The organism is Shewanella woodyi ATCC 51908, assembly GCF_000019525.1.
Classification (GTDB): domain Bacteria; phylum Pseudomonadota; class Gammaproteobacteria; order Enterobacterales; family Shewanellaceae; genus Shewanella; species Shewanella woodyi.
On sequence record NC_010506.1, the window covers coordinates 597,365 to 614,060 of the forward strand.

1 protein-coding gene (only partly in view) is annotated in these 16,696 nt (G+C 53.6%); it reads right to left on the reverse strand.

Features of this window, described 5'->3' with window-relative positions:
* Positions 1 to 7 precede the first annotated feature (7 nt).
* Positions 8 to 16,696 carry the 3' portion of an Ig-like domain-containing protein gene (locus SWOO_RS02475; protein ID WP_012323124.1) on the reverse strand. The gene runs 32,280 nt beyond the window's last position, so 16,689 of the gene's 48,969 nt are visible here — the last part of the coding sequence; its start codon lies off the right edge, out of view; the stop codon is at positions 8 to 10.

Consider the following 16,696-nt stretch of genomic DNA (forward strand, 5'->3'; position numbering starts at 1 on the left):
TTTACCCCTAAGGGATCAGATGCGTTACTTGATTCTCTTCTAAACTAGGGTCTGAACCAGGTCCTGTCGGTGATGGAGATGAAGCATCTGCCACTGTATTAATGATTAATGGACCATCTCCGTTATCACCTAATAAGCCATTGATAATCTCACTTTCAGTGTCTCCATAGATGTCACTAAGATCCACACCATCGAGTACGATATGCTGCTCAAATGTTCCGTTATGGTCAGCATCAATATCAATGGTAGTAGTTCCCGTTGTATCATTGATAGTGAAATGTAGGTACAGGAACAAGTTATCAGCAGTCTCACCTTGTAGTAGATCACTGAGGTCTAACTTATCTTGGCCTAGATTAAAGTCGATAATATGATCAGTACCTAATTCATCCTTATTCCAAACAAAGGTGTCTCTGCCTGCATCGCCTCTTAGTACATCATCACCCTGTCCACCAATAAGCGTGTCATCACCTCTACCACCACGAAGGGCATCGTTATGATTACCACCATCGAGGGTATCGTTACCTGTGTGACCATAAAGAATGTCGCTACCAGTTTGTCCATAAACCATGTCATCACCACTACCTGCGTTGACAACATCTGCTTTTTCACTAGTGACATCCGCTGATAATAACAGACCGTCATTATCGACAATGCTGTTAGAACCATTCAATGAACCTGTCATTATATGATGGCTGAGTAGAGTTGAAGTACTTAGCTCTATATCATTATCCGTATTACCGCTTACTGAGTTGCCAGTTGAACCGGCGTAGATAATATCGTTACCGCTGCCGGTCTCAATATGATCTTGACCTGCACCAGAGCTGACGTTTTGAGCTGAGTGAGTGCTGTAAGCTGTTCCTGAAGTTACTAACACTTCAGCACCTGCTTGATTGGTGATAGTACCTTGCAATCCACCACCAAAGTTAACATTCAACTGGTTCGGGTTAGCCGAATTCTCACCATCAACAACAAGGATAGAGTCATTGCCGTCATTGCCATCGACATTAAGGTCGATATCGACTGGAACGCCATTAAAGTCAGATGGGGTTACACCAATAATCAGTTTAGTGGTTGAAACATCACCATCAGAATCTCTGATTGTGTAAACAAAGGTTTCAGTCGCATCTTCAGGGATGATATTGGTGCCCGCTGTTAACTGGTACTCATAGGTGCCATCAGCATTGAGCACTAAGTTACCGTAAGTACCTTGTATCGTTGTACCTACACCAGTGAAGATGTCTGTACCATCATCATTGGTAAAGGCAACCCCGACAACGGTTAGACCATCAGAGCCTAAATCGTTGCTAAGCACGTTACCCTCTTTATTAGGTAAGTGGTAACCCACACCCTCAACTACCTTAGCGATTAACTCGTAGGTGTTAGTTTGATTTTCATAGGTTCTGACCGTGGTAACCAAGTCACCATTCTCATCAATGAAGCCAAGCACCTTAATGGTGTAGAACTCGCCTTCATATTGGAATGTCACCTCAGGTTGACCGATATTAATAATATCGCGACTTGCCTCTGGATCACTACTATTTGGGGTTTCGTTATGATCGAAGTTAATGTCAATTCCTACCGTCGTTACCACACCGAAAGAATCTGTGATGGTAAAATTAACCGTTAAGGTAGCCTGTGTAATTGACGAAAATACAGGGAAGTTAATGTGGGTGAAGTCACCCAATACTATATCTTGGTTGAGCTCAAGGACTCCATCCAAACCTGTATCATTATCGATAAAGCTATAACCAGAGGCGACATCGACATTTGCAACTCCCCAACGCATCTGATCGAGACCTGCATCGTTATCATCTGAATCGAAACGAGTCAGGTAAGGTCCACCACCAGTCCAACTACTCCACTCACCAACAATTCCAGATACCTCAAATCCATCGGTTAGTACATCGACACCGTTAGTATCTAAAGTAGCCTGTGCATGGTCATCGAGAATACCGACTTCAAGTGTTGTTGAGCTGGTATCGCCATCGATATCATATGCCGTCACACCAAAGTTATCGCTAAGCTCGTCTTCGGTTAAGCTGTGCGTCTGTGCTTCACTGAGTGTGTAGCTGTAGGTCACAGTTCCTGTGCTTGCATCATAATCAGTGATGGTTAATGTGCCATGCTCGCCCTCAATAACTATTGCTGCAGCTGGGGTTGCTGCAAGCAGCATAGCTAGAGTGACAGATGTAGTGACTCCACTGTTGGTTATCTCGAGTCTGTTTAACCCATCAGGTGCCGAAACAGTAAACTGCTGTGTTTGCACTACTGGGTCAATCTCTGTCCCTGTACCACCTGATAATTGATCTTCATCTAAGATCATTTTTGCAGGTGTTGTGATAGACACTGGATCGTCTGTAGGAGTTACTGTTAAGTAAACCGTTGCGGTATCTGTGCCACCATTACCATCGCTGATGGTGTAAGTGAAGCTAGCTGGACCATGATAATTCGCATTTGGCGTAAAGGTTATCGTGCCATTTGCATGGAGTACCACTGTGCCATTTTGAGGATCTTGTACTGAGACAACGGTTAAGGTATCACCGTCGATATCAGTGTCATTAACTAACAAATCAGACGTGTTGATAACGATAGCAGTATCTTCTTCAGTAGTGATTGCAACCGAGGTAGTGACAACTAAGTCGTAATCCGCTCCTACTGCGCCAATCAGTTTAATGCTAGTTGCATTATCCCAAATATCTTTTGCAATACTATGAGTGCTACCAGGTTGATAGGTCAGTGTTTGACCGCCAGCTGTTACTATTGTTAGCACTCCAGTGCTGAACGTTGCATTGTAAGTCCCGCCTGCAGCGGCCACTACACTGGTCGTAATATCAAAGTCACCAGTTCCACCATCAGGATAGGTAACAACCTTGTTACCATTCTCATCTACCTGGCCAATATAGATACTTAAATCGCCCCCATTAGCAGCAGAGTCTGTACCTACGAAGGAAACTGCATAAGCACCATTATTGCCTACAGCGACAATATCGAATCCTAAGTCGTTAATATTTGCTTGTTCACCAGTGAAGGTTAGTTCTGTACCTACCTTGTTACCATCTGCATCGTATTTTTGAGTGTGGACATCGTAATTGCCGGCATTATTGATACTTGCCCAAACGATGACGTAGTCACCGTCGTCTCCAACGCTGACAACTTTAGCGGGGCCGTGTCCACCTGAAGCCATGAACTTGTCAGTCGCACCATCTTTTGAACCATCGGCATTGAAGCGTTGGATGTAGGTGTGCCATTGACCACCTTCAATTCCACGCCATACCACCACAAATTCACCGTTAGAGCCGATAGTGGTGATAGAAGGCATATCGTTGCCAGTAGTACCTGCTAGAGACAATGTTTGCGTAGAGTTGGCAACTGGCACATTGGTTGAGCCATTAACCAGAGTCATTTTAACTACGCCACCAGTGGAACCGACAACTGCATAGATGCCACTTGAACCAATACTAATAACATTGGTCTCTAGGTCGTCAACACCTTCAGTACGACCAATATTTAGCGTTTGTGTACTGCCAATTTGAGTACCATCAGAGGACATTAATACAACATTGGTTGCGGTCGATGTGGAGCCGTGACTCCAAGAGATCACATAGTTACCGTTATCCAGTACTGAAATTTCAGGTTTGCCTTCAATAGGGAAACCATTTGTGTTGGTGGAGATTGAGCCTACAGTCTGGGCACCACCTACCTTGTTACCATCACTATCCAATACTTGCATGTACAAAGTGAAGCCGTTTTGCCAAACAAGGATACTGTTATCGCCAGATTGCTCTGAGGTGACACTTCTAAGCGCAGAAGCCCCAAGGTCCATCTCTGGACCCATTGTGGCTCCACCATGATCAGCAGGGTTAGCGTAGACTACTTGAGCATAGGAGTGAGTATTGAGCGAGCTGCTGTTGTTGTAGCCCGTCCAGGTTACTAACAGGTCACCTTCATCATTGAGTCGAGTCACTTGAGGTGATTCAATTTTAGCTCTAGAGCCTAATGTTAGTTTATCGCCATTTTCAGTGCCGTCAGCGTTAAACCTCTGCATAAATACTTTGTTATTTCCACTATAACTAGTATCCCAGGCGCGCCAGACCACTGTGTAACTTCCATCAGGATGCGTCGTTGTTAGATACGCTGAATCATCAACCTTATCTGTGCCATATCCCTCTACTATTGTTGAAGATGAGGAGTCGCCAGTGTAACCAGTAGCAATGGCTCCTGCATCAATAATCATGGTGTAATCATCAATTGCATCTGGGTCGTCATTTACGCTGTTGACTGTGATGGTGACACTGCCAGTGTCGGTATCACCATCTGCATCAGTTGCCACATAATCAAAGCTGATTGTGCCATTGAAGTTTGCATCAGGAACAAAGGTCATTGTGCCATCACTGGCAATAACGACAGTTCCATTGTCAACGAGAATACTTTGAGCGCCACCTGTTAAGGTAACACCGTTAATGCTTTGAATAGCTAAACCACCATCATTGGCAACATCATTGCCTAGTAGGTTAATTGCAATAGAGCCATCTTCATTTAGAGTGTAGCTATCATCATTAGCGATAACAGGATCATCAACACTATTAACTGTGATAGTGACAGTGCCTGTATCGGTATCACCATCGGCATCAGTCGCGACATAATTAAAGCTGACATTACCGTTGAAGTTAGCATTTGGAACGAAGGTCATTGCCCCGCTTAGTGCAATAACAACAGTACCGTTGGTCACTGCAATATTTTGAGCTCCACCAGTTAATGTGACGCCGTTAATGCTCTTAATTGCTAGGCCGCCATCATTGGCAACATCATTACTAAGTAAGTTAAGTACAACCGGTTGATCTTCATTGACGGTATAACTGTCATCATTCGCGACAACAGGATCATCGACGCTATTGACTGTTATGTTCACTGTACCAGTATCAGTATCACCGTCTAAGTCGGTAGCTACATAGTCGAAGCTGACACTGCCATTGTAGTTAGGTGAAGGTACGAAGGTCATAGTGCCATTGGCGGCAATAACTACTGTACCGTTAGGTACCGTAATATTCTGAGCTCCACCAGTTAATGTGACGCCGTTAATACTTACAAGTGCTAAGCCACCATCGGGTGCTAAATCGTTGCTAAGTAAGTTAATAGCAATAGAGTCATCTTCATCGACTGTATAGCTGTCATCATTAGCTGTAACAGGGTCGTCGACGCTATTGACTGTGATTGTGACCGTGCCTGTATCGGTATCGCCATCGACATCCGTTGCCACATAATCGAAGCTGACATTACCGTTAAAGTTGGCATCAGGAACAAAGGTCATAGCTCCACTTGCTGCGATAACAACAGTACCGTTAGTCACTGTGATGTTTTGAGCTCCACCAGTTAATGTCACACCATTGATACTCTGGATAGTCAGACCACCATCGTTAGCAATATCATTACCAAGTAGATCAATCGCAATAGAGTTATCTTCGTCGACTGTGTAACTGTCATCATTAGCAATAACAGGCTCATCTACACTGTTTACAGTAATTGTGACCGTACCGGTATCGGTATCGCCATCAACATCTGTTGCCACATAATCGAAGCTAACATTACCGTTAAAGTTGGCATCAGGAACAAAGGTCATGGTGCCATTGGCTGCAATCACAACAGTACCGTTCGTCACTGTAATATTCTGAGCTCCGCCAGTTAGCGTCACACCATTGATGCTCTGGATAGCCAGACCACCATCGTTAGCGACATCGTTACCAAGTAGGTCAATCGCAATAGAGTTATCTTCGTCGACAGTGTAGCTGTCATCATTAGCAACAACGGGATCATCGACGTTGTTGACTGTTATCGTGACTGTACCTGTATCGGTATCGCCGTCGACATCCGTTGCCACATAATCGAAGCTAACATTACCGTTAAAGTTGGCATCAGGAACAAAGGTCATAGTGCCGTCAGTTGCAATAACTACAGTACCGTTAGGCACTGTAATGTTCTGAGCGCCGCCAGTTAATGTCACACCATTGATACTCTGGATTGCCAGACCACCATCATTAGCAACATCGTTACCAAGAAGGTCAATTGCAATAGAGCTATCTTCGTTGACAGTGTAACTGTCATCATTAGCAATAACGGGCTCATCTACACTGTTTACAGTAATTGTGACCGTACCGGTATCGGTATCGCCATCGACATCTGTTGCCACATAATCGAAGCTAACATTACCGTTAAAGTTGGCATCAGGAACAAAGGTCATGGTGCCATTGGCTGCAATCACAACAGTACCGTTGGTCACTGTAATATTCTGAGCGCCGCCAGTTAGCGTCACACCATTGATGCTCTGGATAGCCAGACCACCATCGTTAGCGACATCGTTACCAAGTAGGTCAATGGCAATAGAGTTATCTTCGTCAACAGTGTAGCTGTCATCATTAGCAATAACGGGATCATCGACGTTATCGACTGTGATCGTGACTGTGCCTGTATCGGTATCGCCGTCGACATCAGTCGCAACATAATCGAAGCTGACATTACCGTTATAGTTGGCATCAGGAACAAAGGTCATAGTGCCGTCAGTTGCAATTACTACAGTACCGTTAGGCACTGTAATGTTCTGAGCGCCGCCAGTTAATGTCACACCATTGATACTCTGGATTGCCAGACCACCATCATTAGCAACATCGTTACCAAGCAGGTTAATAGAGATAGAGCCATCTTCGTTGACGGTGTAACTGTCATCATTAGCAATAACTGGCTCATCAACACTACTTACAGTAATAGTAAGGGTTGCTGTGTCACCTGTGTTTGTTGTGTAGGTGATAACAGGCAGAACACCATTCCAGTTAGCGGCTGGAGTGAAGCTATAACTGCCATCACTATTGATGATTAAGGTACCACCCTCAACAGTCACGTTAGTATTTACATCAAAGCTCTCTTCAACGCTATCACCATCAGTATCCATGGTGAATCCAGTCACACTGATATGACCTGCACCATCATTAGCTAGCACATTCCCTGAAGCTGTATTGTCCTCAAGAACAGTGATTGCATCATTAGTTGCGTTAGTAATTAATGCTGTATCGCTATTTGAGTTGGTATTGCCTGCCGGATCTGTAACTGTCGCAGTAATCGTTACATTAGTGCCCGTGGCCGGCGCGTCGATGGCCAAGCTAAGGCCGCTGTCGAGCATGGCTTGAGTGACGACGCCATTGAACAGTTCGTTACCGGCTTGGTCGGTGACGACTAAGGTGTCGCCGACGGCGGTGCCTTCACCGAGCTCAACGGTGATGTTGATTTGACCATCGAGCTCCGCATCGTTGATGAAGCCATCGTTGTTGATGTCCTCATCGATGGTGACGGTTGGGCTGGCGGGTGCGCCGCTGCCAATGCCGTAGTCCAAGGTCGCGCTGTCATTGCCTGTGGCGGTGTTGCCGGCAGGGTCAGTGACGTTAGCGGTGACCACAAGCTCAGTGCCTGTGGCAGGGGCATCGATGGCCAAGGTGAGGCCGTTATCAAGCATGGCTTGGGTGACTGGGCCGCTGAACAGGGTGTTACCCGCTTGGTCGGTGACCACTAAGGTGTCGCCCACGGCGGTGCCTGCGCCTAAGCTGACGGTGATGTCAATTTGACCTGAGAGCTCAACGTCATTGATAAAGCCATCGTTGTTGATGTCCTCATCGATGGTGACGGTTGGGCTGGCGGGTGCGCCGGTGCCCGTGCCGTAGTCGAGCAGGGCGTTATCGCTGCCCTGTGCGGTATTGCCAGCAGGGTCGGTGACGGTGGCGGTGACCGCGACGGTGGTGCCGGTAGCCGGCGCATCGAAGCTGACGCTGATGCCATTATCCAGCATGTCTTGGGTCACGGCGCCGGTGAACAGGGTGTTGCCGTCTTGGTCGGTGACGGTGACAGTGTCACCTATTACGGTGCCCGCGCCTAAGGTGACGGTGGCATTGATTTGGCCATCAAGCTCAGCCTCATTAATGAAGCCATCGTTGTTGGTGTCTTCTGTGATAACCACGGTAGGGGCCGCCGGTGCGCCGGTGCCTGTGCCGTAATCCAAGGTCGCACTGTCATTGCCGGTGGCGGTGTTGCCAGCCACATCGGTGACGGTGGCGGTGATAACCAAGTCCGTGCCGGTCGCTGGGGCATCGAGGCTGACGTTGATGCCATTATCAAGCATGTCCTGGGTGACTGGGCCACTGAACAGGGTGTTGCCGTCTTGGTCGGTGATGGTGACGGTGTCGCCCACCGCAGTGCCCGCGCCTAGGGTGACGGTGGCATCGACTTGACCATCAAGCTCCGTGTGGTTGATGAAGCCATCGTTGTTGGCATCTTCAGTGATTTCAACCGTTGGGCTGGCCGGTGCGCCGGTGCCTGTGCCGTAATCCAAGGTCGCGCTGTCATGGCTCGCTGCACTGTCGCCATTGGCGTTAGTGAGGGTTGCGGTGACGGTGACGGTGGTGCCCGTCGCAGGGGCATCCATGGTCAATGGTAGACCATTGGTGAGCATGTCTGTAGTGACCACACCGTTGAACAGCTCGTTACCGTCTTGGTCGGTGACGATCAAGGTGTCGCCGACACTGGTGCCCGCATCGAGGGTGACGGTGATGTTGATTTGACCGTCAAGCTCAGCGCTGTTGATGTAACCATCGTTGTTGGCATCTTCAGTGATTTCAACCGTTGGCGCTGCTGGCGCTGGCGCCTCAACGTAATCCAAGGTGGCTGCATCTGAGCCGGTGGCGGTGTTGCCTGCCACGTCAGTGACGGTGGCGGTGACCACGACATCCGTGCCGCTTGGCGGCGTGTCCATGGTGACGGCCAGGCCGTTATCGAGCATGGCTTGGGTAACCACGCCAGTGAACAAGACGTTACCCGCTTGGTCGGTGACCACTAAGGTGTCGCCCACCGCGGTGCCCGCCCCTAAGGTGACGGTGATGTCAATTTGGCCATCAAGCTCGGTGTCGTTGATGGTGCCATCGTTGTTGATGTCTTCATCAATGACCACGGTTGGGCTGGCGGGTGCGCCAGTGCCAGTGCCGTAATCGAGTAGCGCACTGTCAGAGCCTTGACTGCTGTTACCTGCCGGGTCGGTGACCGTGGCGGTGATAACTAAGTTGGTGCCCGTGGCTGGCGGGTCGATAGTGACTGCCAGACCATTGTCTATCATCTCCTGGGTGGCAGGGCCACTGAAGATGACGTTGCCGTCTTGGTCGGTGATGGTGACGGTGTCACCCACGCTCGTGCCTGCGCCTAAGGTGACGGTGGCATCGATTTGGCCATCAAGCTCGGCATCGTTGATGTAGCCGTCGTTGTTGGCATCCTCATCAATGACCACGGTGGGGGCCGCCGGAGCGCCGGTGCCGGTGCCGTAATCGAGCGTTGCTGCATCTGAGCCTTGGGCTGTATTGCCCGCGGCGTCAGTGACGGTGGCGGTGACCACGACGTCAGTGCCTGTCGCTGGCGCGTCCATGGTGACAGGGACGCCATTGGTGAGCATCTCCTGGGTCACGGTGCCGGTGAAGATGACGTTGCCATCTTGGTCAGTGACCACAAGGGTGTCGTCGACAGCGGTGCCTGCGCCTAAGGTGACGGTGATGTCGATTTGACCATCAAGCTCCGCATCATTAATGAAGCCATCGTTGTTGGCATCTTCATCAATGACCACGGTTGGGCTAGCAGGTGCGCCCGTGCCGGTGCCGTAATCGAGCGTTGCCGCATCTGAGCCGGTCGCGCTGTTGCCCGCAGCGTCAGTGACGGTAGCAGTCACCACAAGGTCGGTGCCGGTGGCCGGTGCATCAAAGCTGAGGTCGATGCCGTTATCGAGCATGTCCTGGGTCACGGTGCCGGTAAAGAGGGTGTTGCCGTCTTGGTCGGTGATGGTGACGGTGTCGCCCACCACGGTGCCCGCGCCTAAGGTGACGGTGGCGTTGATTTGACCATCAAGCTCCGCATCGTTGATGAAGCCATCGTTGTTGATATCCTCATCAATGACCACGGTCGGCGCCGCCGGTGCGCCGGTGCCTGAGCCGTAATCAAGCAGCGCATTATCTGAGCCTGCCGCTTCATTGCCCAAGGTGTCGGTGACCGTCGCGGTGATGACCACGTTGGTGCCGGTCGCCGGTGGATCCATGGCCAAGTCGAGGCCATTATCAAGCATATCCTGGGTGACGGTGCCACTGAACAGCTCATTACCGTCTTGGTCAGTCACCACAAGTGTGTCGCCCACCACGGTGTTGGCGCCAAGTTCAACAGTGATGTTGATTTGACCTTCCAGCTCGGCGTCATTGATGTAGCCGTCGTTGTTGGTATCTTCGGTGATAACCACGGTCGGTGCGCCCGGTACGGTGACGCTGTCATCGTAGTCCAGTGTCGCACTGTCATTGCCGGTGGCGGTGTTGCCTGCCACATCGGTGACGGTGGCGGTGATAACAAGTTCAGTGCCGGTCGCCGGTGCGTCGATGACGGCATCGATGCCATTATCGAGCATGTCTTGGGTGACAGGGCCGGTGTAAATCACCTCGCCAGTTTGGTCCGTGATGGTGACGGTGTCACCGACCTCGGTGCCGCTGCCTAAGGTGACGGTGATGTTGATTTGGCCATCGAGCTCCGCATCGGTGATGGTGCCATCGTTGTTGGTGTCTTCAACAATCTCAACCGTTGGCGCTGCCGGAGCGTCTGTGCCGACATCGAGCGTCGCCGCATCACTGCCTTGTGCGCTGTTGCCTGCCGCATCGGTAACGGTGGCGGTGACCACCACGTCAGTGCCTGTGGCGGGGGCGTCCATGGTGACAGGGACGCCATTGGTGAGCATGTCTGCGGTGACCACGCCGTTAAACAGCTCGTTACCCGCTTGGTCGGTGACCACTAAGGTGTCGCCCACGACAGTGCCTGCGCCTAACTCAACCGTGATGTTGATTTGGCCATCAAGCTCCGCGTCATTAATGAAGCCATCGTTGTTGGCATCTTCATCAATGGTGACGGTCGGCGCAGCCGGTGCGCCGGTGCCCGTGCCGACATCGAGGGTGGCACTGTCGCTGCCTTGTGCCGTGTTGCCCGCGACATCGGTGACGTTGGCGGTGATAACCACCTCCGTGCCCGTCGCGGGTGCGTCTATCGCTAAGTCCAGTCCACTGTCGAGCATCGCCTGGGTGACCGGGCCGCTGAACAGGGTATTACCGGCTTGGTCGGTGACGACTAAGGTGTCGCCCACGGCCGTGCCCGCGCCTAACTCAACCGTGATGTTGATTTGACCGTCAAGCTCGGCATCGTTAATGAAGCCATCGTTGTTGGCATCTTCCACAATCTCAACCGTCGGGCTGGCCGGTGCGCCAACGCCCGTGCCGTAGTCCAGTGTCGCTGCATCATTGCCTGTCGCGGTGTTGCCCGCTTCGTCAGTGACGGTGGCGGTGATCACCACATCCGTGCCCGTGGCTGGCGCGTCCATGGTAACCGCTTGGCCGTTATCGAGCATATCTTGGGTGACAGTCCCGTTAAACAGCTCGTTACCGTCTTGGTCGGTGACCACTAAGGTGTCGCCCACCACGGTGCCTTCGCCGAGTTCCACGGTGATGTTGATCTGGCCGTCAAGCTCCGCCTCGTTAATGTAGCCGTCGTTGTTGGTATCTTCGTCGATGGTGACGCTTGGTGCGGCAGGGGCGCCGACGCCCACACCGTAATCCAGTGTCGCTGCATCTGAGCCAGTTGCGCTGTTGCCCGCCGGATCGGTGACGTTGGCGGTGATAACCAGGTTGGTGCCAGTGGCAGGCGGATCGATCGCCAGTGCCAGGCCGTTGTCGAGCATGTCTTGGGTGGCCGGGCCGCTGAACAAGACGTTGCCGTCTTGGTCAGTGACGGTGACGGTGTCACCAATGACCGTGCCTGCGCCTAAGGTGACGCTGATGTTGATTTGACCATTGAGCTCGGCATCATTGATGAAGCCGTCGTTGTTGGCATCTTCAGTGATTTCAACGGTAGGCGCTAATGGGGCGCTGCTGCCGTAATCCAAGGTCGCGCTGTCGTTGCCCGTGGCGGTGTTGCCGGCAGGATCTGTGACGTTGGCGGTCACGACGAGCTCAGTGCCCGTGGCCGGCGCGTCGATGGCCAAGCTCAGGCCGCTGTCGAGCATGGCCTGAGTGACGACGCCATTGAACAGTTCATTACCGGCTTGGTCGGTGACGACTAAGGTGTCGCCGACGGCGGTGCCTTCTCCGAGCTCAACGGTGATGTTGATTTGACCATCGAGCTCCGCGTCGTTGATGAAGCCATCGTTGTTGATGTCCTCATCGATGGTGACGGTTGGGCTGGCGGGGGCGCCGCTGCCAATGCCGTAGTCCAAGGTCGCGCTGTCATTGCCTGTGGCGGTGTTGCCGGCAGGGTCAGTGACGTTAGCGGTGACCACAAGCTCAGTGCCTGTGACTGGGGCATCGATGGCCAAGGTGAGGCCGTTATCAAGCATGGCTTGGGTGACTGGGCCGCTGAACAGGGTGTTACCCGCTTGGTCGGTGACTACTAAGGTGTCGCCCACGGCGGTGCCTGCGCCTAAGCTGACGGTGATGTCAATTTGACCTGAGAGCTCAACGTCATTGATAAAGCCATCGTTGTTGATGTCCTCATCGATGGTGACGGTTGGGCTGGCGGGTGCGCCGGTGCCCGTGCCGTAGTCGAGCAGGGCGTTATCGCTGCCCTGTGCGGTATTGCCAGCAGGGTCGGTGACGGTGGCGGTGACCGCGACGGTGGTGCCGGTAGCCGGCGCATCGAAGCTGACGCTGATGCCATTATCGAGCATGTCCTGGGTCACGGCGCCGGTGAACAGGGTGTTGCCGTCTTGGTCGGTGACGGTGACGGTGTCACCTATTACGGTGCCCGCGCCTAAGGTGACGGTGGCATTGATTTGGCCATCAAGCTCAGCCTCATTAATGAAGCCATCGTTGTTGGCGTCTTCTGTGATAACCACGGTAGGGGCCGCCGGTGCGCCGGTGCCTGTGCCGTAATCCAAGGTTGCACTGTCATTGCCGGTGGCGGTGTTGCCAGCCACATCGGTGACGGTGGCGGTGATAACCACGTCCGTGCCGGTCGCTGGGGCATCGAGGCTGACGTTGATGCCATTATCAAGCATGTCCTGGGTGACTGGGCCACTGAACAGGGTGTTGCCGTCTTGGTCGGTGATGGTGACGGTGTCGCCCACCGCAGTGCCCGCACCTAGGGTGACGGTGGCATCGATTTGACCATCAAGCTCCGTGTGGTTGATGAAGCCATCGTTGTTGGCATCTTCAGTGATTTCAACGGTTGGGCTGGCCGGTGCGCCGGTGCCCGTGCCGTAATCCAAGGTCGCGCTGTCATGGCTCGCTGCACTGTCGCCATTGGCGTTAGTGAGGGTCGCGGTGACGGTGACGGTGGTGCCCGTCGCAGGGGCATCCATGGTCAATGGTAGACCATTGGTGAGCATGTCTGTAGTGACCACACCGTTGAACAGTTCGTTACCGTCTTGGTCGGTGACGACCAAGGTGTCGCCGACACTGGTGCCCGCATCGAGGGTGACGGTGATGTTGATTTGACCGTCAAGCTCAGCGCTGTTGATGTAACCATCGTTGTTGGCATCTTCAGTGATTTCAACCGTTGGCGCTGCTGGCGCTGGCGCCTCAACGTAATCCAAGGTGGCTGCATCTGAGCCGGTGGCGGTGTTGCCTGCCACGTCAGTGACGGTGGCGGTGACCACGACATCCGTGCCGCTTGGCGGCGTGTCCATGGTGACGGCCAGGCCGTTATCGAGCATGGCTTGGGTAACCACGCCAGTGAACAAGACGTTACCCGCTTGGTCGGTGACCACTAAGGTGTCGCCCACCGCGGTGCCCGCCCCTAAGGTGACGGTGATGTCAATTTGGCCATCAAGCTCGGTGTCGTTGATGGTGCCATCGTTGTTGATGTCTTCATCAATGACCACGGTTGGGCTGGCGGGTGCGCCAGTGCCAGTGCCGTAATCGAGTAGCGCACTGTCAGAGCCTTGACTGCTGTTACCTGCCGGGTCGGTGACCGTGGCGGTGATAACTAAGTTGGTGCCCGTGGCAGGCGGGTCGATAGTGACTGCCAGACCATTGTCTATCATCTCCTGGGTGGCAGGGCCACTGAAGATGACGTTGCCGTCTTGGTCGGTGATGGTGACGGTGTCACCCACGCTTGTGCCTGCGCCTAAGGTGACGGTGGCATCGATTTGGCCATCAAGCTCGGCATCGTTGATGTAGCCGTCGTTGTTGGCATCCTCATCAATGACCACGGTGGGGGCCGCCGGAGCGCCGGTGCCGGTGCCGTAATCGAGCGTTGCTGCATCTGAGCCTTGGGCTGTATTGCCCGCGGCGTCAGTGACGGTGGCGGTGACCACGACGTCAGTGCCTGTCGCTGGCGCGTCCATGGTGACAGGGACGCCATTGGTGAGCATCTCCTGGGTCACGGTGCCGGTGAAGATGACGTTGCCATCTTGGTCAGTGACCACAAGGGTGTCGCCGACTGCGGTGCCTGCGCCTAAGGTGACGGTGATGTCGATTTGACCATCAAGCTCCGCATCATTAATGAAGCCATCGTTGTTGGCATCTTCATCAATGACCACGGTTGGACTAGCAGGTGCGCCAGTGCCGGTGCCGTAATCGAGCGTTGCCGCATCTGAGCCGGTCGCGCTGTTGCCTGCCACGTCAGTGACGGTAGCAGTCACCACGAGGTTGGTGCCGGTGGCGGGTGCATCAAAGCTGAGGTCGATGCCGTTATCGAGCATGTCCTGGGTCACGGTGCCGGTAAAGAGGGTGTTGCCGTCTTGGTCGGTGATGGTGACGGTGTCGCCCACCACGGTGCCCGCGCCTAAGGTGACGGTGGCGTTGATTTGACCATCAAGCTCCGCATCGTTGATGAAGCCATCGTTGTTGATATCCTCATCAATGACCACGGTCGGCGCCGCCGGTGCGCCGGTGCCTGAGCCGTAATCAAGCAGCGCATTATCTGAGCCTGCCGCTTCATTGCCCAAGGTGTCGGTGACCGTCGCGGTGATGACCACGTTGGTGCCGGTCGCCGGTGGATCCATGGCCAAGTCGAGGCCATTATCAAGCATATCCTGGGTGACGGTGCCACTGAACAGCTCATTACCGTCTTGGTCAGTCACCACAAGTGTGTCGCCCACCACGGTGTTGGCGCCAAGTTCAACAGTGATGTTGATTTGACCTTCCAGCTCGGCGTCATTGATGTAGCCGTCGTTGTTGGTATCTTCGGTGATAACCACGGTCGGTGCGCCCGGTACGGTGACGCTGTCATCGTAGTCCAGTGTCGCACTGTCATTGCCGGTGGCGGTGTTGCCTGCCACATCGGTGACGGTGGCGGTGATAACAAGTTCAGTGCCGGTCGCCGGTGCGTCGATGACGGCATCGATGCCATTATCGAGCATGTCTTGGGTGACAGGGCCGGTGTAAATCACCTCGCCAGTTTGGTCCGTGATGGTGACGGTGTCACCGACCTCGGTGCCGCTGCCTAAGGTGACGGTGATGTTGATTTGGCCATCGAGCTCCGCATCGGTGATGGTGCCATCGTTGTTGGTGTCTTCAACAATCTCAACCGTTGGCGCTGCCGGAGCGTCTGTGCCGACATCGAGCGTCGCCGCATCACTGCCTTGTGCGCTGTTGCCTGCCGCATCGGTAACGGTGGCGGTGACCACCACGTCAGTGCCTGTGGCGGGGGCGTCCATGGTGACAGGGACGCCATTGGTGAGCATGTCTGCGGTGACCACGCCGTTAAACAGCTCGTTACCCGCTTGGTCGGTGACCACTAAGGTGTCGCCCACGACAGTGCCTGCGCCTAACTCAACCGTGATGTTGATTTGGCCATCAAGCTCCGCGTCATTAATGAAGCCATCGTTGTTGGCATCTTCATCAATGGTGACGGTCGGCGCAGCCGGTGCGCCGGTGCCCGTGCCGACATCGAGGGTGGCACTGTCGCTGCCTTGTGCCGTGTTGCCCGCGACATCGGTGACGTTGGCGGTGATAACCACCTCCGTGCCCGTCGCGGGTGCGTCTATCGCTAAGTCCAGTCCACTGTCGAGCATCGCCTGGGTGACCGGGCCGCTGAACAGGGTATTACCGGCTTGGTCGGTGACGACTAAGGTGTCGCCCACGGCCGTGCCCGCGCCTAACTCAACCGTGATGTTGATTTGACCGTCAAGCTCGGCATCGTTAATGAAGCCATCGTTGTTGGCATCTTCCACAATCTCAACCGTCGGGCTGGCCGGTGCGCCAACGCCCGTGCCGTAGTCCAGTGTCGCTGCATCATTGCCGGTGGCGGTATTGCCCGCCTCGTCAGTGACGGTGGCGGTGACCACCACATCGGTGCCCGTGGCTGGCGCGTCCATGGTGACTGCTTGGCCGTTATCGAGCATATCTTGGGTGACAGTCCCGTTAAACAGCTCGTTACCGTCTTGGTCGGTGATCACTAAGGTGTCGCCCACCACGGTGCCTTCGCCGAGTTCCACGGTGATGTTGATCTGGCCGTCAAGCTCCGCCTCGTTAATGTAGCCGTCGTTGTTGGTATCTTCGTCGATGGTGACGCTTGGTGCGGCAGGGGCGCCGACGCCCACACCGTAATCCAGTGTCGCTGCATCTGAGCCGGTCGCGCTGTTGCCCGCCGGATCGGTGACGTTGGCGGTGATAACCAGGTTGGTGCCAGTGGCAGGCGGATCGATCGCCAGTGC